Raw genomic sequence first — 21,021 nt, 5'->3', positions numbered from 1 at the left:
CCTACCTGGCTTCTCGGATGGCGAGCTGGGCTGCGGACTCCGCGACGCCGAACGCCTGCGGGACCGGCTGGCTCGCCAAGTAGAGGCGGTCCGCGGTGCGGCGTGGGAGCGGGAAGTACTCGAAGGCGCCGTAGACGCGGCCGTCGGCGGCCATCGGCTGTGCGTTGAACCGGGCGACCGTCACCAGGCGGTACGGCTCGCTGCCATGGCTGTCCAGGATCGCGATCTCGGTGATGCGGCGGGCGCCGTCGGCGAAGCGGGTGAGCTGGATGATCACGTCGACGGCGCTGTTGATCTGGTCGTGCAGCGCCTCGAAGGGGACCTCGACCTCGGACATCGATGCCAGGGTCTTCAGTCGCATCAGCGCGTCCTCCGCGCTGTTCGCGTGCACCGTGGCCAGCGATCCGTCGTGGCCCGTCGACATCGCCTGGAGCATGTCGAGGGATTCTCCGCCGCGGACCTCACCGACCACGATGCGGTCGGGGCGCATACGCAGGGAGTTGCGCACCAGGTCGCGGATGGTGACCTGGCCCTTGCCCTCGACGTTCGGGGGGCGGGACTCCAGCCGGATCACATGGCTCTGCTGCAGCTGGAGTTCCGCCGAGTCCTCGATGGTGATGATGCGCTCGGTCTCGGGGATCAGGCCCGACAGCGCGTTCAGCAGTGTCGTCTTGCCCGTGCCCGTCGCGCCCGACACGATCACGTTGGACTTCGCCTGCACCAGCCCCGCCAGCAGATACAGAATCGGCTCGTCCAGCGAGCCGAAGCCGATCATCTCCTGGAGCGTGAAGGAGCGCGGGAAGCGGCGGATGGTGAGGGTGGCGCCCGTGAGGGACAACGGCGGGATGATCACGTTGACGCGCTCGCCGGACGGCAGGCGGGCGTCGACCATGGGGTTCGATTCGTCCACGCGCCGGTTGACCGTCGACACGATCCGCTCGATCGTCTGCATCAACTGGTCGTGGGAGGGGAAGCGCAGGGGCAACTGCTCCACCCGGCCGCCTCGTTCGACGAAGATCGCGTCCGGGCCGTTCACCATGATCTCCGTGATCGACGCGTCTTCGAGCAGCGGCTCCAGGATGCCGAGGCCCAGGGCCTCGTCCACCACCCGGCGGATCAGCTGCGAGCGCTCGACCGTCGACAGGACCGGGCCCTCGCGGCTGATGATGTGCCCGAGCACCCGCTCCAGGCGGGCGCGGCGCTCGGCCGCGGCCAGCGCGCTCATCTCCGCGAGGTCGATCTCCTCCAGGAGCTTGGCCCGGTAGGAGGCGACCAGATGGCCGTCCTCGCCCCGGTGGCCGTTCTCCTCGGGGGTGTTGATGCGTGCGCGCAGGCTCATCGTCGGTGCTCCTTGTTCCCGCGTCAGCCGGTGGTCGAGTGGGTCGAGTCGAGCGGCATGGTCGCGGTCTTCCTGGCGGGGTCGAAGTGCCAGCCGGGGACGAACTGCGGGATCTGGACGGTGGCGGTCACGGTGACGGTGTCGCCGTTCGGCGCGGCGACACAGGTGACGGACAGCCAGTCGCTGACGGCGTTCGCGCAGCCCTCCTGGGCGGTCCCCGGCTGCAGAGATTCCGCCCGCGCCCCGGCGCGGGCCGCCGTACCAGCCTGTTGTGCGGTGTAGGCGATCAGCCCGAGCTGCACGACCGCCATGCCGACGATCAGCAGGATGGGCAGGAACCCCAGGTATTCGATGGCGACCTGTCCGCGGTCGCGGAGCGTGCGGGCGTACGGCATCTCAGTTCTTCGCCTCCTCTACGGCACCCGCGTGGCCCCGCACCTTGAACGGAAGGCTGATCGCGCCCGGGAAGAGGACGGGAACGTTGATGCTGACGTCGGCATTGACATAGCCGTTCCCGGTCGTGCAGCCCGCCTCGGCACCGTCGCTCCATGCGCCCCCCAGCTTGTCGAGCCCCGCCTGCCGGCACTTGCCGTCACGGTCGTACTTCGCGGCCGTCCCCGCCCGTACCGCCTCGTCCGCAGCATTCCCCGCAAGGACAAACGCGTACCCCACCAGCACGAGCTGCCACAGCACCACCAGCGTGATGATGATCGTCGGCATCATGCCCAGGAACTCGATGGTGACCTGACCCCGGTCACGCTCCCCCGGGGACAACGACGGCAACGCCCGCATCCGCATCCCCCTCAGTCCCTGCGCCGCCGGAAACTCACCGACCCGCGGTCCCCCCGGAACCGCCCGCCCCGCTGCGCCCCCTCGACCGCCTTGACCAGCCCCAGCTCCCCCGCCAGCGCCCACAGCGCCTGCTTCACCGCGCCCCTGCTGTCCAGCTCGTGGACCCGGCCCGCGTCCACCGCCCCCTGCAGCTCCTTGAAGTTGGCGGGGATCGCGGTCCCGGCGACCGCCGTACCGGTGATCTTCTGGATCAGCGGCGGCTGGATCTCCGTACCGCGCGAGTGCCGGTTGACGACCACCGTCGTCTCCTCGGCCTTGCGGATCTGCAGCCGGTCCCACATCCGTACGGTCCGCTTGGCGCCGCGCACCGCGACCACGTCCGGTGTCGTGACCAGCAGGGCCGTGTCGGCCATCTCCACCGCCGCCGCTCCCGCCCCGCCGAGCTGGGCGCCGCAGTCGACGACGACGACCTCGTAGCGGGAGCGCAGGGCGCTGACGATCTGCCGGGCCGCCCGGTCCGTCACCTCCTCGCCGCGTTCGCCCTCCCCCGGCGCGAGCAGCAGCGCGAGGCCCGTGTCGTGGCGGAAGACCGCGTCCGCGAGCACCCGCGGTGAGATGTCGGTGATGGCCGCCAGGTCCACCACCGACCGGCGGAACTGGACGTCCAGGTACGAGGCCACGTCCCCCGTCTGCAGATCCATGTCCACCAGCGCGGTGCTGCGCCCCGAGGCCTGTGCCGCCAGCGCCAGTTGGATGGCGGTCAGGGTCGCACCCACACCGCCCTTCGCGCCGCTCACCGTGACGACGGTGCCGCCGACGCCGGTGAAGACGTCACCGCCGGAGCCGAGATGGCGCCGTACGCCCACCGACCACTGCGCCACGGCCTGGACGCGGCTGGCCAGCTCCTCGTAGCTGAGCGGGAGGGCCACCAGGCCCCGGGCGCCGTAGTCCATCGCCGCCTGGAACAGGCCGGGGCTCGCGTCCGAGGTGACGAGGATGACCCCGACCGCGGGAAAGCGCAGGGCCACCTCGCGGATGAGCTCCAGCGCCGGGACCGGGCCGATCCGTTCGTGCACCACCACGACCTCGGGCAGCTCGTCGACGGACTCGGCGGCGAGCCGCGCGAGGGTGTCGACCAGCTGGGTCGAGTCGACGACCGGGGTCACCGGCTCGGCGTCCGGGAGCTGGCTGAGCAGTGTCGTGATGGACCGGACCGCGTCCACGTCACCGACTGCCGGGAGGATCCTCGTGGGCATGGTGGCCTCTCACTTGTCCTTGGCGAGTTGGTACGTGCGGTCCTGCTCGGGGATGGTGCCGGTCTCGCTGGGCGCGACCAGCGCGAGCCGGACCCGCTTGGCGAAGGACTCCGCGTACGTCAGGCGCTGGGCGTCGAGCGCGGAGAGCGCGAAGGTGATGGGGACGGCCTTGGTGAACTGGCCGGTGCGGTTGTCGGCGTCGGGCTGGAGCGAGGTGAGGTCGCCGACGTCGAGGACCCTGGCGTTCGTCACGATGATCTTGGACAGGTCGGGGTCACCCTGCTTCTGTCCTTCGAAGGTGGCGTAGACGTTGACCTTGGAGTCCGGCGTTATCTTGCCCGCGACGCCGGTCGCCGCATCGATCATGATGGCGACCTCCTGCTGCCCGGGCTGCAGAGCGGGCTGATCGGCGATCATGTCGCTCTGCAGCAGGGAGCCCTTCTTCAGGGTCGTCACGGCGACCTTGCCGCGGAGGCCGGCGAGATCGGTGACCGCGTTCGCCGACAGCCACCGCTTGGGCATCTCGGTCTTCTCGAACTGCGACGCGCTGAGGCTGCTGTACGGCTTGATGTCGCTCTTGACCTCGTACGCCGTGACCTTGGGCCCGACCTGGGACTTCACGTCACTGATGACGGACAGGACGCCGACGAACGCGCCGAGGGCGCAGACGACCGACAGAAGCAGGAGTAGCACGCCACGGCGCTGACGGGAGTTCATGAACCGTACAACCTCATTGGGGGATATCGGTCGAGCGGACGGGATCGTGCGAGCGTTACGTCTGCGGCGCAGCCGGCGGGCGGTTCAGGAGCCTCTCCCCGCCGGGAGCTGGTTCTCCAGAAGGGGTGGCGGTCCGGCGGAGCAGAACACACAGCGGTCGCCGATGACGTCGATGCCGCACCAGTGGCAGGAGCCCTGCCGTACCGAGGTGACCAGCTGGTACAGCACGGACAGGTCGGGCAGGAAGGCGGCGAACTCGATCAGCTTGCCCGTCCCCCACCAGACCGCGGACTCGGCCGGCAGCGCGGCCTCCCGCAGCCCCTGCGCGTTCCACTGCGGGACGAGGCTCGCGGTGACCCAGTCCGACTGGAGCTGCCCCTTGGCGACCAGCATGGAGGTGCCGAACTCCGGCCCCGGGAGGGAAGCACCGGGGGCGAGCTTCACCAACTGCGGCTCGGGATGGGCGAGTACGGCGAAGTGCTGGCCCGGCACCCAGGACTTGGCGTGCTGCTTGAGGCCTACCTGTACGCGGTCGAGGCGGGCGACCGAGCCGAGCAGTGCTCCGGCGTGGATGTAATGGGTGAGCAGGCGCCCGGCGGAGGCGAGGACTCCGGGGCTGAGGTCGCAGGAGGCCAGCTGCCTCAACTGGCGGGCCAGGACGGCCAGTCCGAGCGGGGGCAGAGCGGGCCGGAACAGGGCGATTCGGTCGGTTTCCAGCAGGGAGCGGATCGTGTGCAGCCGCCGACCCGTCTCCGCGGAGACCGCCTGGGAGCAGACGACGATCAGATGGCCGTGCTGGTCGATCAGACTCTGCACACCCGCCAGCGCCTGCTCCAGCGGCTGCTTGTCCAGGTCCTGCAGGACGACGGCAGGCAGGGTCCGCTCGTCCTGCGGTGGCAGCGCCATGTCGGCACTGGTCACGGCGATGGCAGTTGGCACGCGCAGCTCCCCGTGGTACGCCCGTCGGCGGACCGGCGCGTAACTCCGGGACACCGAGGTGACTTCACTCCGTGACTACCTCAGCACTGTATCCACGCCTCTGTGGCCGGAGAACAGCGTTTGTGTAGCTGATGAGCAACTCGCGTTTCACAAGGTGCGTCAAAACGGGGCAGGTTCGAGCATCTCGCCGATCCGCGAGCGAGCCCGCGGCACATTTGGTCTGGACCTCTTGACAGGGGAATTGGTCTGGACCAACTTATTGTCATGTCCCCACAGAGACGATCTACGGCACGGCTTTCGACAGCACGGTTCTGGTCAGGAGCCGTCACCGCCGCCCTCGCCCTCACCTTCGCGGGCACGGGCCAGGCGTCCGCAGCGGACGTCAACAACGCCAGGAACGCCGGCTTCGAGGCGGGCCTCGGCAACTGGACCTGTTCCGCGAGCAGCGGTACGACGGTCTCCTCCCCCGTGCACGGCGGCGCCGCCGCGCTCAAGGCCACCCCGGCCGGGCAGGACGACGCCCAGTGCAGCCAGACGGTGGCGGTGCAGCCGAACTCGACGTACTCGCTGAGCGCCTGGGTACAGGGCGGCTACGCCTTCCTGGGCGTGACCGGCACGGGCACCACGGACGTGTCGACCTGGACCCCGGACTCGTCCTCCTGGAAGCAGCTGACGACGAGCTTCACCACGGGCTCGGCCACGACCTCCGTGACGGTGTACACGCACGGCTGGTACGGCCAGGCGGCGTACTACGCGGACGACGTGTCCGTGTACGGCCCGGACGGCGGCGGAGGCGGCGATCCGGCACCGACGGTCCCGTCCACGCCGGGTGGCCTGTCGGTGTCCGGCACGACGTCCTCCTCGGTGTCCTTGTCCTGGACCGCGGTGTCGGGCGCGACGGGTTACAACGTCTACCGCGACGGCACGAAGGTGACGGCGGTGACGGGAGCGTCGGCGACGGTCACCGGCCTCACGGCCTCGACGTCGTACTCCTTCCAGGTCACGGCGACCAACTCGGCCGGTGAGTCGGCGAAGTCGACGGCGGTGACGGGCACGACGACCGCGTCCTCCGGGGGCGGCGGTGGAACCGCGCTTCCCAAGCACGCGGTCACCGGGTACTGGCAGAACTTCAACAACGGCGCCACGGTCCAGAAGATCTCCGACGTCTCGTCGCAGTACGACATCATCGCCGTGGCCTTCGCCGACGCCACGACCACGCCGGGCGCGGTGACCTTCAACCTGGACTCGGCGGGGCTCGGCGGCTACACGGTCGACCAGTTCAAGGCGGACATCGCAGCGAAGCACGCAGCCGGCAAGAAGGTGATCATCTCGGTCGGCGGCCAGAACGGCACGGTGTCGGTGAGCGACTCGACGTCGGCGACGAACTTCGCGAACTCCGTGTACTCCCTGATGCAGACGTACGGCTTCGACGGCGTCGACATCGACCTGGAGAACGGGTTGAACGCCACGTACATGTCACAGGCGCTGCGGACGCTGTCGTCAAAGGCGGGCTCGTCCCTGATCATCACGATGGCCCCGCAGACGATCGACATGCAGTCGACGTCGAACGCGTACTTCCAGACCGCGCTGAACGTGAAGGACATCCTGACGGTCGTCAACATGCAGTACTACAACAGCGGTTCGATGCTGGGCTGCGACGGCAAGGTCTACAGCCAGGGCTCGGTCGACTTCCTGACGGCCCTGGCCTGCATCCAGTTGCAGGGCGGCCTCGCCCCGTCCCAGGTGGGCCTGGGCCTGCCGGCTTCGACGAGCGCGGCGGGCAGCGGCTATGTCTCTCCGACGGTCGTGAACAACGCCCTCGACTGCCTGACGGCCGGCACGAACTGCGGTTCCTTCAAGCCGTCGAAGACGTATCCCGACCTGCGGGGCGCGATGACGTGGTCGACGAACTGGGATGCGGCCGCGGGGGGTTCTTGGTCGAATTCCGTCGGCGCGCATGTGCATGGGCTGCCGTAGCGGCCGAACGGCCATGAAACATTTCTCCGGGCCCACCGCGTCAATGAAGTGAGGGCGGCGCCGGCGGACAGGGGGAACGGGTATGAGACAGGCACGCGCGGACGAGTACGCGCAGTTCGCGGCGGTGCGTGCGGGGCATCTCTACCGGTCCGCCTGTCTGCTGACCGCCGGTGACACACATCTGGCCGAGGATCTGGTGCAGGAGACACTCGGGCGGCTGTACGTCAGCTGGAGGCGCGTGTCCCGCGTGGGGAACCCCGCGGGATACGCGCAGACCGTTCTCATGCGGACGTTCCTCACCCATCAGCGCAGGCGCAGCAGCACCGAGCGTGCCACGGACGTGCTGCCCGACATGCCCGACGACGGCCGCGACATGCCGCTGCGGCTGACCCTGCTGGAGGCCCTGGGCCAGCTGCCCGCCAAGGACCGGGCCGTGGTCGTCCTGCGGTACTGGGAGGACCGCTCCATCGAGGAGACCGCCCAGGCCATGAACGCCAGTTCGGCGGCGGTGCGCACGCGGTGCGTCCGGGCCCTTGGGCGGTTGCGGGAGCTGCTCGGCGAGGACCTCGGCGAGTACGCCCGCCCCTGAACGGCCTCCTCCACCTCACCTCTTCTTGATCCTTATCGCGAAACGGTGGTCCGTCATGCCCTTCGAACAGCACGACAATCCCCTCGGCCCCTTCGAGGAACGGTTCTCGGCGGATCTGCGGCAGGCCGGCGAAACCTTCGTCGCCGACCGGGCCGCGCTCGCCGCCGCGGGTGCGCTGCGGGGGCGGCGCCGCCTGCTGCTGCGGCGGCGGGCCGCCGTCGTGGGCGGCGTCGCCTCGCTCGCCCTCGTCGGTGCGGGCGGGGCGGTGCTGCTGCCGGGCGGCACGTCGCCGCACCAGGACGGGACCTCGGTCGGCACCGGCAAGCACACCGCCGCCGCCACACCTACCCCCTCGCCCGTCTCCGGCGACCAGATGATCAGCACGCTCGAAAGGCTGCTGCCCAAGGGGAAGTTCAGCAAGGCGGAAGCCCGCGGGTCGTATGTGCAGCTCGTGTACGAGGACGGAAGGGGCCCGGCGGCCATCAGCGTCAACCTGGGGCGGGTCGAGCCGGGCAGTGACGAGGCGCGCCAGACCACCGAGTGCCCTGGGAAGGTGTTCGTCCGCTACGACGCCTGCAGCACGACCCGGCTGTCCGACGCCTCGGTGGTCATGGTGCTGCAGGGGTACGAGTATCCGGACCGGCGGGTGGACACCAAGTGGTGGAGCGCCGAGCTCGTCACGCCGGAGGGTCAGCATGTCAGCGTGAGCGAGTGGAACGCGGCGGCCGAGAAGGATGCGCCGGTCAGCCGGACCGAACCACCTTTGTCAGCCGCCCAGTTGAGGAAGCTCGCCGCCGCCGGTGCCTGGCGGGACGCCATCGACGCGATGCCGCGGGACACGAGGACGCCGACCGCACAGCCGAGTGACACCGCGACGGCCGCCTCCGTGGCGGTCGCTCCGACCCTCAGGTCCCTCCTTCCCAAGGGGGCGTTCAAGGTGTCCGAAGGCAGCGGTGACGACTCCGGGTTCGGCTACCTCGTCCTCGACGACGGCAAGGGCAAGAGCCTCGTCCAGGTCAACGTCCAGCCCAATATGGCGGACGCCGAGAGCGACCTCTTCGGCTCCGACGCCGAGGTCCTCGCCGACGGGACAAAGGTCGCCGTGCACCAGGTGCCGGGCGAGAAGGGCGGCGCCGGTGTCGTGATGTGGACCGTCGACACCATCAGGACCGACGGGAGGCGAGTGGTGATCAGTGCTTTCAACTCCGGCGCCCAGGACACCGCCGCGACCCGCAAGACCCCCGCGCTGACCATGAAACAGCTGCGCACGATCGCTCTCAGCCCCAAGTGGTGGCGGTGAACGGCCGGACATGTCCCGGGGCGTGAGGCAGCAGTGCGGGAATGAGGGCCGTCAGGAGCCGCAGCCGTCCGCCCCGCACGTGCCCAGCTCGAACCACACCGTCTTGCCCTGTCCGTCCTGGTGGCAGCCCCAGCGTCTGGCCAGCGCGTTCACCAGGAACATCCCTCGGCCGCTCTCCGAGGCGCCCGCCTGAAGCACCTGCGGGGTGCGGCGGCCGCCGTCCCGCACCTCGCAGCGCAGGACGCCGTGTGCGGCGGAGAGGGTGAGCCGGAAGCGGCTCGCGGAGTGCAGCAGGGCGTTGGTGGCCAGTTCGCTGACGAGGAGTTCGGCGACGTCCACCAGGTCGTCCCGGTCGGCCAGCCCCCAGACCTCCAGCTGTCTTCGGACCTCTGCGCGAGCCTCGCGGACGGCGGTCGGGCGGGGATCGTACTCCACGCTCGAATGCCCTGCTCGCAGGGGTGGTTGAGGGTACGCGGCGAACTGAGCGTCCGAGTCCGGGTGGGGGGTCCCGGAGAGATCCAGCATGGTTTCAGGGTGTCCTCCCCGGTGGCGCGGCAAACGGGGAGGACTACCTGTTTCCCTACCTGCGTACGGGCAAGCGGTTACCCGTACTGCAGCCGTACGGTCGTCCCCGTCCCGTCGTCACGGACGTCGACGTAGGCGCAGACCTGCCGGGTGAACCACAGGCCCTGTCCCGGTTCCAGTTCGGGGACCGGCGGGGGGACGAAGCCGGCCAGCGGGTCGTCGAGGCGGTGGGGTGCACGCAGCTCACAGACGCAGGCGGGTGCCTCGCCCCACATCAGGGCGCCGGTCACGGAGCCGAGCCAGATGACCGCGGCGGTGACGGCCTCCGTGAACAACTCCGCGTCCGCGGGCGCCAGTCCACGGGCGGCGGCCGCCCTGCGTACGGCCTCCGGGTCCGGCTGCCTGAGCGGCTCCGCGGTGGCCGGGGGCAACGGCAGCGGTACGGAGTCCAGTTCGGCCGTGAGGCGGACCGGGTCCTCGTAGACCGCCGTGTCGGGGTGGGCGCGGCGGGCCGCCTCGATGATGGCCGCGCCGGCGGTGCGGGTGTCGTAGGCGCACAGGGCCGTGGTCGCCAGCGGTGCGAAGAGGAGGTTGGCGAGTGCCTCGTAGCGGATCCACTCGGTGGTCTCCCGGGCGGAGCGTCCTGCGCGGCCGTTCCAGACGGGTTCCATGAGGAGGTGGATACGGCCGCCGGGGCCCGCGTGCGCGGCGAGGTAACCGGCGCCCTGGGCCACGGCGTTGGCGGCCGAGCCGGTGTACCACTCGGTGTGCGGGACGAAGGTGACACTCTTCGTGTCACCGCCCAGGGCGTCACGCAGCAGGTCCAGCTTGTCGGGGGCGGCGATGGCCACCGGCGGGGGTTCGCCAAGGGCGCCAAGGCCTTCGACGAGGAACGGCAGCGCGGCGGCCACGAACTCGTCGTCCGCGCCGTACACGGCCATGCGGTGGTCGAACGGGGTGGGGGCGGGTGGTGTGCTGGGCATGGTTCTCCTCTCTGTGGGGGTGTGGGGCCTGGAGGGGAGCCTGGACGGGGCTCAGGTCTGGGCGGTCACCCAGGCCGCGATCTGGCTGCGGTTGCTGAAGCCGAGTTTGCTGAGGATGCGTTCCACATGGCCTTCGGCGGTACGCCGGGCGATGACGAGCCGGTCGGCGATCTGCTGGTTGGCGAGGCCCTGCGCGACGAGTTCGGCGACCTCGGTCTCGCGGCGGGTGAGTGTCCTGTCCTGCGGGGGCCGGGATCTGCGGCGGCCACTCGTCTCCCTTGCCGGTGCGGGGCGCCGGGGTTCCTCGTCCTCCGTCGCATACGCGACGAGTTCGGCGAGTCCCAGGGCGCCTCCTTTCTCGTACGACCGCTCGAACGCGGCCCGTCCCAGGGCGGCCGACGCCTGCTCGCCGGTGTCGCGGCGGATGGCGCCCAGGTAGGTCGAGCCCCAGCGGTCCCGGTCGATGTCGGCCCAGGTGCGGTCGGCGCCGCCGAGCAGGGCGGCCGCGTGGTCGTGGGCGCCCGCCCGGGTCGCGATGTGGGCCAGCAGGTCGAGGGTGAGGGCGATGCCGGTGACGTCGTTGACGGCGAGCTTGAGGCGCAAAGCCTCGCGGGCGTGCCGTCCGGCCTCGTCCCAGTCCTCCTTCACGGTGTGGGCGAGGGCCAGCATCCGCAGCACATACGAGCGCACCCACTCCTCGCCGTGCTCCTCGCACAGCCGGCGCGCCCGCTCGCAGACCTCGACGGCGCGGTCGGCCTCGCCCAGGAAGCCCAGGGCGCAGGCCAGTTCGACCTGGTCGAGGCCGTGCAGGCTGAGGTGCTGGCCGGGGACGGGGCCGCGGGCGACGGAGGCCTCGAAGTGCTCCAGGGCGGCGGGCAGTTCGTTGCCGAACAGACGGATGACGCCGATGACGTAGGCGGCGTGAGCGGCCTCTGCCTTGTCGCCGAGGTGCTCGGCCAGCGCCTGGGCGTCCCGTGCGCGGCGCAGGCCTCCGGTCATGTCCCGGGTGGCGCCCGCCAGCAGGCCGGCCACCCACAGTCCGCGAGCCCGCTCGACGGTCGGTTCGGGGTTGGCGTCGAGGGCCCGCTCCAGCCAGTAGCGGCCCTCGCGGGGTGCTCCGCAGGCGTGCCAGTAGAACCACAGGGTGCCCGCGAGGCGCAGGGCGGCGAGGCGTTCGCCGGGGGCGGTGAGGCCGAAGTCGAGGGCGGCGCGCAGGCTGTCCTGGTCGGCCCGCAGCCGGGCGACGATCTCCCGCTGCCCGGGCCCGAACCAGGCGCGTTCGCAGTCGGCGGCCCGCCGCTGCATCCAGTCCCGCTGCCGGCGCCGGGTGGCGTCCTCCTCGCCCTCCAGCTGCCGCAGCCGGTCGAGGCCGTAGTGCCGCAGGGTGTCCAGCAGCCGGTAGCGGACGCCGTCCGGTCCCGTCTCCCGCCCCAGCACGGACTTGTCGACGAGCCCCGCGACCGCCTCCAGCACCTCCTGCGGCCGCACCCTTCCCCCGCCTCCGGCCGGGGGGACCCCCCTCTCGCTTCGCTCGCCGTCCGCGCACACCGCCTCCGCCGTCTCCAGATCGAAGCCGCCGGGCAGGACGGAGGCCCGCGCCCACACCAACTGCTCCTCGGCGGTGCACAGTCCGTAACTCCAGTCGACGGCGGCGCGCAGGGTCTGGTGGCGAGGCAGGGCCGCGCTGCTGCCGGCCGTGAGAAGGCGGTAGCGGTCGTCGAGGCGCTCCAGGAGCTGTTCGACACCGAGGACCCGCATCCGTACGGCGGCCAGCTCGATGGCGAGCGGAAGGCCGTCCAGGCGGCGGCAGAGACGGGCCACGGCGGCGCGGTTGCCGGCGGTCAGCCGGAAGCCGGGGACCACGGCGGCGGCACGGTCGGCGAAGAGGGCGAGGGCCGGGTAGCCGTCGGCGGCCGAAAGGTCGCCGTCAGGGTCCGGGACGGGTAACGGCCGTACCTCCAGGAGGTGTTCCTCGGTGAGTGCGAGGCGGTGCCGGCTGGTGGCGAGGACACGGACGCCGGTGGTCCCGTGCAGCAGGGCGGCGGCGAGCTCGGCGCACGCCTGCAGCAGGTGTTCGCAGTTGTCCAGGACGAGCAGCAGGCGCCGGTCCCGTACCTGCTCGACCAGGGCGTCCAGTGGCGGCTGCGCGGAGTGGTCGTGCAGGCCGAGCGCGTCGGCTGCGGCGAGCGGGACGAGCGCCGGGTCGTGCAGCCCGGCCAGGTGCACGAACCGCACACCGTCCGGGAAGGCCCGTTCCACGCGGGCCGCGATCCGTGCGGCGAGGCGGGTCTTGCCCACGCCGCCCGGTCCGGTCAGCGTGACCAGGCGTGCCCTGGCGAGCAGTTCGCGGCCCTCGGTCTGTTCGCCGCGCCGGTCGACGAAGCTGGTGGTCTCGACCGGCAGGTGACGGTCTCGTCGCGGCGCTGATCCGCCCATGATCAGCCTCCCCTTGAAACGGAACCTCACTCTTCTCCGCAGTCGGCATATATGCACGTTCCGCTCACACCCGCGAGTGCACTTCGCCGGACGGCGCCTCTGCGGTGACGGCTGCGCGTACACTCCGGCCGGTTGCCGCTCGCTTGACCTGTCCATGCCATTCCATGACCCGAGAGGTATCCGACGTCCAGTGCCGGAGGTGGGTTCTACCCGCCCGACGAGGTCATCGAGCGGGAGACGTCACGGAACCAGGACGCGGTGCTGCAGTTGCTGGAGAACGCGGACTGTAGGTACCGGTCCATCGGCAAGGCGGCCCAGTACTGCAGCTAGTCGGCGTCCTCGGCCTCGGTGCCGTCGGTGTCCTTGGTTTCCTCTGCGCCGTCTTCGAAGTACGCGTCGAGGACCGCGTCCAGCTGTTCGTCCCACTCGCTGAAGCGTGCCCTGGCCGTCGCCTCGATCTCGATCGGGTACCAGCGGCGGTCAGGGGTGTGGACGGTGATGGTGAACCGCTTGCCGAAGCGGGGCGACTCGGTCTCCACGGCGCCGATCTCGTCCCAGCGGAACTCGCACTCCTGGTCGTCCAGGGTGAGCCGGACGCCCTTGTGATCGGCGACGATCTTCGCGCGCCGGTCGGAGGCCTCGAAGACGGGCCCTTCGGGGGCCTCGTCCTCGTCACCGTCCCCGGAGTCCTCGTCCTCCGCGACCGGCTCCTGCTCCTCGGACTCGGACTCGGCGTCCTCGTCCTTGAGCTCGGGCTCTGGCTCGGCGGGCGCGGTGTCCTCCGCCTCGACCTCCTCCGGCTTCTCGGAGACGGGTGAGGTGAGCCCGGGGATGAAGGCCGGGTCGAATCCGGCACCGGTCACGGGCTCGCCCTTCAGGGGCTGGCTGCTCGATCCTATGCGCTGCTCCACAGCGGGCAGTATGGTCGAAGATCCTGTGGCGGACACAGCCAGCCCCAACTTCGTTATGAGACGCCTACACGAACAGGCTGAGCACCGCCGCCACCGCGAACCCCACCACGGACAGCACCGTCTCCAGCACGGTCCAGGTCTTCAGGGTGTCCCGCTCGCTGATGCCGAAGTACTTGGCGACCATCCAGAAGCCTCCGTCGTTGACGTGCGAGGCGAAGATGGAGCCTGCTGAGATGGCCATGATGACGAGGGCGACGAAGGCCTGGGAGTGGTGGCCCTCGGTGAGGAGGGGGGCGACGATGCCGGCTGTCGTGACGATCGCCACCGTTGCCGAGCCCTGGGCCACGCGCAGGACCACGGAGATCAGATAGGCGAGGACGAGCACCGGCAGGCCCACGTCGTGGAAGGTGTCCGAGAGGGCCTGGGCGACGCCGCTCGCCTTGAGGATCGCGCCGAAGACACCGCCCGCGCCGACCACCAGCAGGATGTTGCCCACCGGCTTCAGCGAGGCCGTCGACACCGTCTCCAGGGACTTGCGGGACCAGCCGCGGCGGATGCCCAGCAGGTAGTACGCCAGCAGCAACGCGATCGTCAGGGCCACGAACGGGTGGCCGAAGAACTCGATCACCGAGCGGCCGGTGGAGGGGTCCAGCGCGATGGAGGAGAAGGTGGCCGCGAGGATGAGGATCAGCGGGGTGCCGATGATGCCCAGCACCGTGCCCAGCGGCACCGGGTGCTCGCGCGGCTCGACCCCCTGCTCACGCTGCTCGTTGATGACCGCCAGCTTCGCCTCCGCCGCCGCCTCCACCATGTCCTGCGGTACGGCGACGAAGATGCGGCGGCCGATCCAGGCGGAGAACGCCCAGGCGGCCAGTACCGCCGGGATGCCGCAGAGGATGCCCATCAGGATGACCCAGCCGAGCTGCACATGGAGCAGACCGGCCGCGGCCACCGGGCCCGGGTGCGGGGGCAGGAAGGCGTGGGTCATCGACAGGCCCGCGAGGAGGGGCAGGCAGTACAGCAGGATCGACTTGCCGGAGCGCTTGGCGGCGGCGTAGACGAGGGGCGCGAGGACGAAGATGCCCACGTCGAAGAAGACCGGGATGCCGAAGATGAGGCCCGTCAGGCCCATCGCGAGCGGGGCCCGCTTCTCGCCGAACAGGCCCAGCAGACGTGACGCCAACACCTCGGCGCCGCCGCTGACTTCGAGGATCGCGCCGAGCATCGTGCCCAGGCCGATGATGATCGCTACATGGCCGAGGATGCCGCCCATGCCGGTCTCGATGGTGGACACCGCGTCCGAGCGCTGGACCGTGCCGAAGAGCTCGGTGACCGAGAGGCCGGCGAGCAGACCGACGGCTATGGAGACGGCGAGCAGGGCGACGAACGGCTGGAGTCTGACCTTGATGATCAGGAAGAGGAGCAGGGCGATACCGATGGCGGCGACGGTGAGGAGCCCGGCCGTTCCGTCGACCAGGAGGAGCAGGCCTCCGGTGTGGGGTGGGGTCGCGGGGGCTGGGGCTGTTGCGGCGAGCGGGAGGGACATTGGGGGGTCCTCTACGTAAGTGCATGGCAAGGGGGTCTGGGGGTCTTCCCCCAGAAGGCGCGGCCGGGCAGGGGGGATCGCGGCACGGCGCCCCTTGGGATGACGGGCGCCGCGCCGTGAGTGCGTACGGTGTGCGGGAGTTGAGAGGTCGTCAGCCGAGTACGGCCAGCGCGTCGATCTCGATGAGGAGACCCGCGGGCAGGCCGACGTAGACCGTCGTGCGCGCGGCGGGCGGCTGGGTGAGGCCCTGTTCCTCGAAGTAGGTGTTGTAGAGGGCGTTCATCTCGGCGAAGTGGTCGACGTCCGTGAGGTAGACGCGGATCATCATCACGTCGTCCCAGCTCGCGCCGCCCTCCTCCAGGATCGCCTTGACGTTGGCGAGGGTCTGCAGGGTCTGTTCGCGCAGGGTCGGGCCGGCGGGCGTGGGGGGCTTGCCCTCCTCGGCGGGCAGGAAGCCGACCTGGCCGGCGACCTGGAGGATGTTGCCCTTCTTGACGCCGTGGGAGAACTTCGCGGGCGGGGTGGTGTGGGTCTTCGGGGTGAGCGCGATCTTCTCGGTCATGCGGTGCCCTTCATGTCTTTCATACGGTGTCTTTCATACGGTGTCCTTCACGGGCGTTCTTCCGGAGTACTCCCCGCTGATCGCGTCGGCCGTGCGGCGTACCAGGGGGAGCAGGGTGAGGAGTTCCTCGGCGGTGACGACGACGTTCGGCGCGGAGACCGACATCGCGGCGACGACCCGGCCGTCGGCACCGCGGATCGGCGCGGCGACGCAGTTGATGGACTCCTCGTGGCCGCCGAGGTCGGTGGCCCAGCCCTGTTCGCGCGCCTTGTCCAGCTCCCGTAGGAAAGCAGGCGCGTTGGGGGTGGAACGGGAGGTGTACATGGGGTAGTCGAGCTTGTCGGCGAGCGCCCGGCGCTCCGCTTCGGGCAGGTCGGCGAGGAGCAGTTTCGCCACCGCGGCGACGGTGATCGCGACCGGCTTGCCGATCCGTGAGTACATCCGGACCGGGTACCGGCTCTCCACCTTGTCGATGTAGAGGACCTCGGACTCCTCGTACACGGCGAGATGGACGGTGTGCCCGCACTGCTCGTTGAGGCGTACGAGGTGGGGGTGGGCGATCTCGCGGATGTCGAGGTTCTCCATGGCCTCCTGGGCGAGGGCGATGAGGCGGGCGCCGAGGCGGTAGCGCTGGTCGGACTGGCGGTAGACGAGGCCGTGCTCGTGCAGCGTGCGCAGCAGCCGGAGGGCCGTGGACTTGTGCACGTCCAGGCGGTCGGCGACCTGGCCGAGGTCGGCGGGGCCCTCGGCGAGCAGCGGCAGGATGCTGAGCGCGCGGTCGACGGTCTGGCTCATGGCGTACGTACCTCCTCGTCGGCCCGATCGACGGCTCGCTCCACGGCGTGATCATCGGCTTGCGTCCAGCCGGGGCCGAGTCGAAGTTTCCCCCACGCGTCGTCGTCGAGGGCGGCGAGGCGGTCGGCGTGGTGACGGGTGGGGGGTGGGGCCAGGTCACCGGGGGCGGTGAGGGCGGCTGCCGCCGTCAGGTGGCCGTGGCGCAGGCAGGTCCCTGCCGTCAGGCCCCGAAGGGTTGCCGACAGGAAACCGGCGGCGAAGGCGTCTCCGGCACCGACTGTTGCTACGACGTCCACCGAGAGGGCGGGAACAAAGGTGCCCGGCGTGGGGGCTGGGCGGGGGGAGGTGTCGCTGACCGGCGCTGGCCGGGTGCCGCCTTTCTTTGGGTCGGGAGCCGCCCTAGCGGCACGACTGCCCGCAGGCTCGGCGGAGTTGCGGCTGGCCGCGAGCGGTACGGCGTGGCCACCGGTGGGATTTAGGGGCGCGGGACTGTGACATGTGCGGCTCCGCCGCGTGGGCGCGATCGGCCCACGACTGCCCGCGGCCGACACGAAAGCGGTAGCCCCCACTCCTCCTTGCTTCACCACCAACACCCCCGGCTCCGGCAGCACCGCGCGCACCGCCTCCGGGCCGCCCCTCACCCCCCACGCCTCCTCCGCCTCGTCCTCCCCCACGAACACGACGTCGGCGCCGCGCGCCAGTTCCAGCAGCACCCCCGCCCCGTGGGCGTCCGGCCACAGGCCCGGCCTGTGGTTGACGTCGAAGGAGATCAGCGGGCGCCCGGCCCGCGGCGCGGTCAGCTCGCGCATCAGCCCCAGGCACCCCTGCGACAACGCCGCCGTGATCCCCGACAGGTGCAGTACCCGGCCCGCGTACACCGCGTCCAGGTCGGTGTTGCCGACCGTCATCGCGGAGGCCGCGGATCCGGCCCTGTAGTACGCCACCTCGTGGGCGTCGGTCGACCGGTCGCCGGCCGTGCGGAAGTAGATGCCGGTCGGGCGTGCCGCATCCCGTCGTACGGCGGTGACGTCGACGCCGTACGCCCCGATCGCCTCGACGAGGTGGTCGCCGAAGCCGTCGGCGCCGACCCTGCTCACCCAGCGCGCGGAGTGCCCGGCGGCGGCGAGGGTGCAGGCCACGTTGGATTCCGCGCCGCCGATGGCGCGGTCGAAGGAGGGGACGTCGGCGAGGCGGCCGGGACGGGAGGGAAGGAACGTGACCATGGACTCGCCGAGCGTGACGACATCGACGACCTCGACGGCACCGGCGCCGTCGGGGGCATGGAAAGGTCCGGTCGCGGTCACGATCGTCGTAGCTCCTCGGTGGTGCGTCGGGTGAGCGGGCGGTCGTTGACCCCGCGTTGGCCGAGATGTTAGACAGCGGTAAGCGACATACGCAATGAGCGTTGCATGCACTGCAACACACCTGATCAGGGAGGCCCAATGGGCACGGAAGACCTCGCCCGGCTCGCCGGGGAACGCGTCGACCACCGGTTCAAGGGCCTCCCGCCGGACGCCGACGGCCTGACCGTCGGCGAGCTCGCGGCCCAGCGCCGCAACCTCTTCACCGGCGGCTTCGCGACCCCCGTCCTCGCCCTGTCCGCCGAGCGCCTGGAGCACAACCTCGCGCTGATGGAGACGTATGCGACCCGCCACGGCCTCGCCTTCGCCCCGCACGGCAAGACCACCATGGCCCCCCAGCTGTTCCGGCAGCAGATCGAGCGCGGCGCCTGGGGCATCACCCTCGCGGTGCCGCACCAGGTGCGCGTGGCGCGGGCGTTCGGAACCCAGCGGGTCTTCCTCGCCAACGAGCTGGTCGACCCGGCCGGCCTGCGGTGGATCTCGGCCGAGCTCGACGCCGACCCCGAGTTCCGTCTCGTCTGCTACGTCGACTCCGTGCGCGGGGTGGAGCTGATGGACGCGGCGCTGCAGGGTGCCGCCCGGCCGCTGGACGTCGTGGTCGAGCTGGCGGCCGGTGAGGGCGCCCGTACCGGGGTCCGTACGGAGGCGGAGTGCGCGGCGGTCGCCGATGCCGTGGCCGGGACGGGGACGCTGCGGCTCGTCGGTGTCGCGGGTTACGAGGGCGAGGTCCCGCAGGCCGACCCGGAGCGGGTGCACGCCTGGCTGCGGCGGCTGGTCGCGCTGGCCGTGGACTTCGACAAGGCGGGGCGGTTCGCGGGCCTGGACGAGATCGTCGTGAGCGCGGGCGGCAGCGCCTGGTTCGACGCGGTGGCGGACGTGTTCGCGGAGATCCCCGAACTCTCCGCCCCCGTCCTGAAGTTGCTGCGCTCCGGCGCCTACGTCTCGCACGACGACGGCCACTACCGCAAGCTCACCCCCTTCAACCGGGTCCCGGAGGAGGGTGCCCTGGAGCCCGCCTTCCGTCTCTGGGCCCAGGTCGTCTCCCGGCCCACCGCCGACCAGGCCTTCGTCAACGCGGGCAAGCGGGACGCGGCGTACGACCTCGACCTCCCCTTCGCGCAGGTCGTCCGGCGGGACGGCGCCGAGCGCCCGGCGACCGGCATCTCGGTGACCGCGCTGTCCGACCAGCACGCCTGGCTGCGGACGACGGACGAGGCGGATCTGGAGGTCGGCGACTGGCTGGGCATGGGCCTGTCCCACCCGTGCACGTCCTTCGACAAGTGGCAGCTGATCCCGGTGGCGGAGGCGGACGGCACGGTGGTCGACTACATCCGTACCTTCTTCTAGGAGCCAGGCCGTGGAAGAGCTGGTCATCCGGGACGCGGACGTCGTGGACGGCAGCGGTGAGCCCGCGTACCGGGCGGACGTGGTGGTCGACGGCGGCAGGATCGTCTCGATCGTCAAGGAGGCGGCCGCCGCGGGCTGCCAACGCCCCAAGGCGCGCCGGGAGCTGGACGCGGAGGGGCTGGTCCTCTCCCCCGGCTTCATCGACATGCACGCCCACAGCGATCTGGCCCTGCTCCGCGACCCCGACCACAGTGCCAAGGCCGCGCAGGGCGTCACGCTGGAGGTCCTGGGCCAGGACGGACTGTCGTACGCCCCCGTCGACGACCGTACGCTCGCCGAGGTGCGCCGCGCGATCACCGGCTGGAACGGTTACGGCGACGACATCGACTTCGACTGGCGTTCGGTGGGCGAGTACCTGGACCGGCTGGATCAGGGGATCGCGGTGAACGCCGCCTATCTGATCCCGCAGGGGACGGTCCGGATGCTCGCCGTCGGCTGGGAGGACCGCGAGGCGACCCCGCAGGAGCTCGACCGGATGCGGCAGTTGGTCGCGGAGGGCCTGGAGCAGGGCGCGGTCGGCATGTCGTCCGGACTGACCTACACGCCCGGCATGTACGCCAAGGACGCCGAACTGACCGAGCTGTGCCGGGTGGTGGCCGAGTACGACGGCTACTACTGCCCCCATCACCGCTCGTACGGGGCGGGCGCCCTGGAGGCGTACGAGGAGATGGTGGCCCTGACCCGTCGGGCGGGCTGCTCGCTCCATCTCGCCCACGCCACCATGAACTTCGGCGTGAACGAGGGCCGGGCCCCGGAGCTGCTGTCGCTGCTGGACGAGGCGCTGGCCGCCGGGGCCGACATCAGCCTCGACACGTACCCCTACACGCCCGGCTGCACCACCCTCGTGGCGATGCTGCCGAGCTGGGCGAGCGAGGGAGGGCCCGAGGCAATCCTGAAACGGCTCGCGGACGACGAGACCGCGGAGCGGATCCGGCACCACATGGAGGTCGTGGGCGCGGACGGCTGCCACGGCGTGCCCATCGAGTGGGACACCATCGAGATCTCGGGCGTGGCGGACGCGGGGCTGGCCGATTTCGTCGGCCGTACGATCCTGCGGTCGGCCGAGGCGCGCGGCGAGGCCCCGTGGGCCACCGCCCGTCACCTGCTGCTGGCGGACCGGCTGGGCTCGACGATCCTGCAGCACGTGGGCCACGAGGAGAACGTCCGGGCGATCATGCGGCACCGCGTCCACACCGGCGGCTCGGACGGCATCCTCCAGGGCACGAAGCCGCACCCGCGCGCCTACGGCACCTTCCCGCAGTATCTCGGCCGGTACGTACGGGAGTTGGGGGTGCTGTCACTGGAGGAGTGTGTCGCCCACCTCACGTCGAGGCCCGCCGCCCGGCTGCGGCTGCCGGACCGGGGTCTGGTCCGCGAGGGCTACCGGGCCGACCTGGTGCTGTTCGACCCGCGGACGGTGGCCGCGGGCTCGACGTACGAGAATCCGCGCACGCTACCCACGGGCATTCCGTACGTCCTCGTCGACGGCCGCTTCGTCATCGAGGACGGCCGGCGGACGGACGTACTGGCGGGTCGGGCGGTCCGTCGCAGTCCCGTGCGACGGAACGCCACCCGGCGGTGAGCTA

General features: G+C 70.9%; 19 protein-coding genes and 1 pseudogene. 6 read left to right on the top strand and 14 right to left on the bottom strand.

The genetic code is table 11. The features are described 5' to 3' along the window. Position 1: 1 nt before the first annotated feature. The 6 genes from ACFY1U_RS08265 to ACFY1U_RS08240 all read right to left on the bottom strand — a co-directional run bounded on the left by ACFY1U_RS08265 (position 2) and on the right by ACFY1U_RS08240 (position 5,010). A complete protein-coding gene (locus ACFY1U_RS08265) occupies positions 2 to 1,339 on the bottom strand; it encodes a CpaF family protein (protein ID WP_390693295.1) in 1,338 nt (445 codons plus the stop codon). Between the two features lie 23 nt (positions 1,340 to 1,362). Beyond that, on the bottom strand, positions 1,363 to 1,734 hold the full coding sequence (locus ACFY1U_RS08260; protein WP_390693294.1) for a TadE/TadG family type IV pilus assembly protein: 372 nt from the start codon (positions 1,732 to 1,734) through the stop codon (positions 1,363 to 1,365). A gap of 1 nt (position 1,735) precedes the next feature. Next, positions 1,736 to 2,137 (bottom strand): pilus assembly protein, encoded by a 402-nt coding sequence (locus tag ACFY1U_RS08255; RefSeq protein ID WP_390693293.1) that lies wholly within the window; start codon positions 2,135 to 2,137, stop codon positions 1,736 to 1,738. A 5-nt stretch (positions 2,138 to 2,142) separates the two neighbouring features. After that, positions 2,143 to 3,387: a CpaE family protein gene (locus tag ACFY1U_RS08250; RefSeq protein ID WP_390693292.1), complete on the bottom strand. Its 1,245-nt coding sequence runs from the start codon at positions 3,385 to 3,387 to the stop codon at positions 2,143 to 2,145. Positions 3,388 to 3,396: 9 nt separating this feature from the next. Further along, a complete protein-coding gene (cpaB, locus tag ACFY1U_RS08245; protein ID WP_390693291.1) occupies positions 3,397 to 4,104 on the bottom strand; it encodes a Flp pilus assembly protein CpaB in 708 nt (235 codons plus the stop codon). An 84-nt stretch (positions 4,105 to 4,188) separates the two neighbouring features. Beyond that, positions 4,189 to 5,010 (bottom strand): hypothetical protein, encoded by an 822-nt coding sequence (locus ACFY1U_RS08240; RefSeq protein ID WP_390693675.1) that lies wholly within the window; start codon positions 5,008 to 5,010, stop codon positions 4,189 to 4,191. A gap of 297 nt (positions 5,011 to 5,307) precedes the next feature. On the opposite strand from ACFY1U_RS08240, the gene ACFY1U_RS08235 reads away from it, so the two are divergent. The 3 genes from ACFY1U_RS08235 to ACFY1U_RS08225 all read left to right on the top strand — a co-directional run bounded on the left by ACFY1U_RS08235 (position 5,308) and on the right by ACFY1U_RS08225 (position 8,909). Further along, the gene (locus ACFY1U_RS08235) at positions 5,308 to 7,020 is read left to right on the top strand and encodes a chitinase (protein WP_390693290.1); all 1,713 of its coding nucleotides are present in this window, start codon (positions 5,308 to 5,310) and stop codon (positions 7,018 to 7,020) included. Between the two features lie 82 nt (positions 7,021 to 7,102). Next, positions 7,103 to 7,609, top strand: coding sequence for a SigE family RNA polymerase sigma factor (locus ACFY1U_RS08230; RefSeq protein ID WP_390693289.1), 507 nt, complete (start codon positions 7,103 to 7,105; stop codon positions 7,607 to 7,609). Positions 7,610 to 7,664: 55 nt separating this feature from the next. Continuing rightward, positions 7,665 to 8,909, top strand: a complete 1,245-nt coding sequence (locus tag ACFY1U_RS08225) for a hypothetical protein (protein WP_390693288.1) — start codon at positions 7,665 to 7,667, stop codon at positions 8,907 to 8,909. Between the two features lie 51 nt (positions 8,910 to 8,960). On the opposite strand, the gene ACFY1U_RS08220 is transcribed toward ACFY1U_RS08225, so the two are convergent. From ACFY1U_RS08220 to ACFY1U_RS08210, 3 genes are all read right to left on the bottom strand, one after another. After that, a complete protein-coding gene (locus ACFY1U_RS08220) occupies positions 8,961 to 9,434 on the bottom strand; it encodes an ATP-binding protein (protein ID WP_390693287.1) in 474 nt (157 codons plus the stop codon). A 77-nt stretch (positions 9,435 to 9,511) separates the two neighbouring features. Beyond that, a complete protein-coding gene (locus ACFY1U_RS08215) occupies positions 9,512 to 10,417 on the bottom strand; it encodes an anti-sigma factor RsbA family regulatory protein (protein WP_390693286.1) in 906 nt (301 codons plus the stop codon). 51 nt (positions 10,418 to 10,468) lie between these two features. After that, positions 10,469 to 12,853 carry an ATP-binding protein gene (locus tag ACFY1U_RS08210; protein WP_390693285.1) on the bottom strand — a complete coding sequence of 795 codons (2,385 nt, stop codon included), beginning with the start codon at positions 12,851 to 12,853 and terminating at the stop codon, positions 10,469 to 10,471. 171 nt (positions 12,854 to 13,024) lie between these two features. Between ACFY1U_RS08210 and ACFY1U_RS08205 the strand changes: the two are divergent. After that, positions 13,025 to 13,183 (top strand): annotated as a pseudogene (locus tag ACFY1U_RS08205) (zinc carboxypeptidase); the annotation flags it as partial. Here ACFY1U_RS08205 and ACFY1U_RS08200 read toward each other — a convergent pair. The 5 genes from ACFY1U_RS08200 to ACFY1U_RS08180 form a co-directional block, all read right to left on the bottom strand. Continuing rightward, complete coding sequence (locus ACFY1U_RS08200) at positions 13,180 to 13,764, bottom strand: hypothetical protein (protein ID WP_390693284.1); 585 nt, start codon at positions 13,762 to 13,764, stop codon at positions 13,180 to 13,182. The pseudogene ACFY1U_RS08205 and the gene ACFY1U_RS08200 sit on opposite strands and share 4 nt — an antisense overlap. 64 nt (positions 13,765 to 13,828) lie before the next feature. Continuing rightward, positions 13,829 to 15,310, bottom strand: coding sequence for a GntP family permease (locus ACFY1U_RS08195; RefSeq protein WP_390693283.1), 1,482 nt, complete (start codon positions 15,308 to 15,310; stop codon positions 13,829 to 13,831). A gap of 151 nt (positions 15,311 to 15,461) precedes the next feature. Continuing rightward, positions 15,462 to 15,872, bottom strand: a complete 411-nt coding sequence (locus tag ACFY1U_RS08190; RefSeq protein ID WP_351462226.1) for a RidA family protein — start codon at positions 15,870 to 15,872, stop codon at positions 15,462 to 15,464. Between the two features lie 33 nt (positions 15,873 to 15,905). Beyond that, the gene (locus ACFY1U_RS08185; protein WP_390693282.1) at positions 15,906 to 16,667 is read right to left on the bottom strand and encodes an IclR family transcriptional regulator; all 762 of its coding nucleotides are present in this window, start codon (positions 16,665 to 16,667) and stop codon (positions 15,906 to 15,908) included. Next, positions 16,664 to 17,890, bottom strand: a complete 1,227-nt coding sequence (locus tag ACFY1U_RS08180) for a sugar kinase (RefSeq protein ID WP_390693674.1) — start codon at positions 17,888 to 17,890, stop codon at positions 16,664 to 16,666. Before ACFY1U_RS08180 ends, ACFY1U_RS08185 begins: the two co-directional genes overlap by 4 nt. A gap of 219 nt (positions 17,891 to 18,109) precedes the next feature. On the opposite strand from ACFY1U_RS08180, the gene ACFY1U_RS08175 reads away from it, so the two are divergent. Together ACFY1U_RS08175 and ACFY1U_RS08170 are read left to right on the top strand one after the other, a co-directional pair. Beyond that, positions 18,110 to 19,375, top strand: a complete 1,266-nt coding sequence (locus tag ACFY1U_RS08175) for an amino acid deaminase (RefSeq protein ID WP_390693281.1) — start codon at positions 18,110 to 18,112, stop codon at positions 19,373 to 19,375. A gap of 10 nt (positions 19,376 to 19,385) precedes the next feature. After that, positions 19,386 to 21,017 carry an amidohydrolase family protein gene (locus ACFY1U_RS08170; protein WP_390693280.1) on the top strand — a complete coding sequence of 544 codons (1,632 nt, stop codon included), beginning with the start codon at positions 19,386 to 19,388 and terminating at the stop codon, positions 21,015 to 21,017. The last annotated feature ends 4 nt before the right edge of the window (positions 21,018 to 21,021 follow it).

The sequence above is a fragment of the Streptomyces sp. NPDC001351 genome, from assembly GCF_042896045.1.
Taxonomy (GTDB): domain Bacteria; phylum Actinomycetota; class Actinomycetes; order Streptomycetales; family Streptomycetaceae; genus Streptomyces.
This window is presented reverse-complemented; position numbering and strand designations above follow the sequence as displayed.

Coding starts and splice junctions, on each gene's coding strand:
- ACFY1U_RS08190 (WP_351462226.1), bottom strand. CDS start 15,872: ATGACCGAGAAGATCGCGCTCACCCCGAAGACCCACACCACCCCGCCC.
- ACFY1U_RS08215 (WP_390693286.1), bottom strand. CDS start 10,417: ATGCCCAGCACACCACCCGCCCCCACCCCGTTCGACCACCGCATGGCC.
- ACFY1U_RS08260 (WP_390693294.1), bottom strand. CDS start 1,734: ATGCCGTACGCCCGCACGCTCCGCGACCGCGGACAGGTCGCCATCGAA.
- ACFY1U_RS08220 (WP_390693287.1), bottom strand. CDS start 9,434: ATGCTGGATCTCTCCGGGACCCCCCACCCGGACTCGGACGCTCAGTTC.
- ACFY1U_RS08175 (WP_390693281.1), top strand. CDS start 18,110: ATGGGCACGGAAGACCTCGCCCGGCTCGCCGGGGAACGCGTCGACCAC.
- ACFY1U_RS08265 (WP_390693295.1), bottom strand. CDS start 1,339: ATGAGCCTGCGCGCACGCATCAACACCCCCGAGGAGAACGGCCACCGG.
- ACFY1U_RS08240 (WP_390693675.1), bottom strand. CDS start 5,010: ATGGCGCTGCCACCGCAGGACGAGCGGACCCTGCCTGCCGTCGTCCTG.
- ACFY1U_RS08225 (WP_390693288.1), top strand. CDS start 7,665: ATGCCCTTCGAACAGCACGACAATCCCCTCGGCCCCTTCGAGGAACGG.
- ACFY1U_RS08210 (WP_390693285.1), bottom strand. CDS start 12,853: ATGGGCGGATCAGCGCCGCGACGAGACCGTCACCTGCCGGTCGAGACC.
- ACFY1U_RS08180 (WP_390693674.1), bottom strand. CDS start 17,890: ATGGTCACGTTCCTTCCCTCCCGTCCCGGCCGCCTCGCCGACGTCCCC.
- ACFY1U_RS08185 (WP_390693282.1), bottom strand. CDS start 16,667: ATGAGCCAGACCGTCGACCGCGCGCTCAGCATCCTGCCGCTGCTCGCC.
- ACFY1U_RS08235 (WP_390693290.1), top strand. CDS start 5,308: ATGTCCCCACAGAGACGATCTACGGCACGGCTTTCGACAGCACGGTTC.
- ACFY1U_RS08255 (WP_390693293.1), bottom strand. CDS start 2,137: ATGCGGATGCGGGCGTTGCCGTCGTTGTCCCCGGGGGAGCGTGACCGG.
- ACFY1U_RS08250 (WP_390693292.1), bottom strand. CDS start 3,387: ATGCCCACGAGGATCCTCCCGGCAGTCGGTGACGTGGACGCGGTCCGG.
- cpaB (WP_390693291.1), bottom strand. CDS start 4,104: ATGAACTCCCGTCAGCGCCGTGGCGTGCTACTCCTGCTTCTGTCGGTC.
- ACFY1U_RS08230 (WP_390693289.1), top strand. CDS start 7,103: ATGAGACAGGCACGCGCGGACGAGTACGCGCAGTTCGCGGCGGTGCGT.
- ACFY1U_RS08195 (WP_390693283.1), bottom strand. CDS start 15,310: ATGTCCCTCCCGCTCGCCGCAACAGCCCCAGCCCCCGCGACCCCACCC.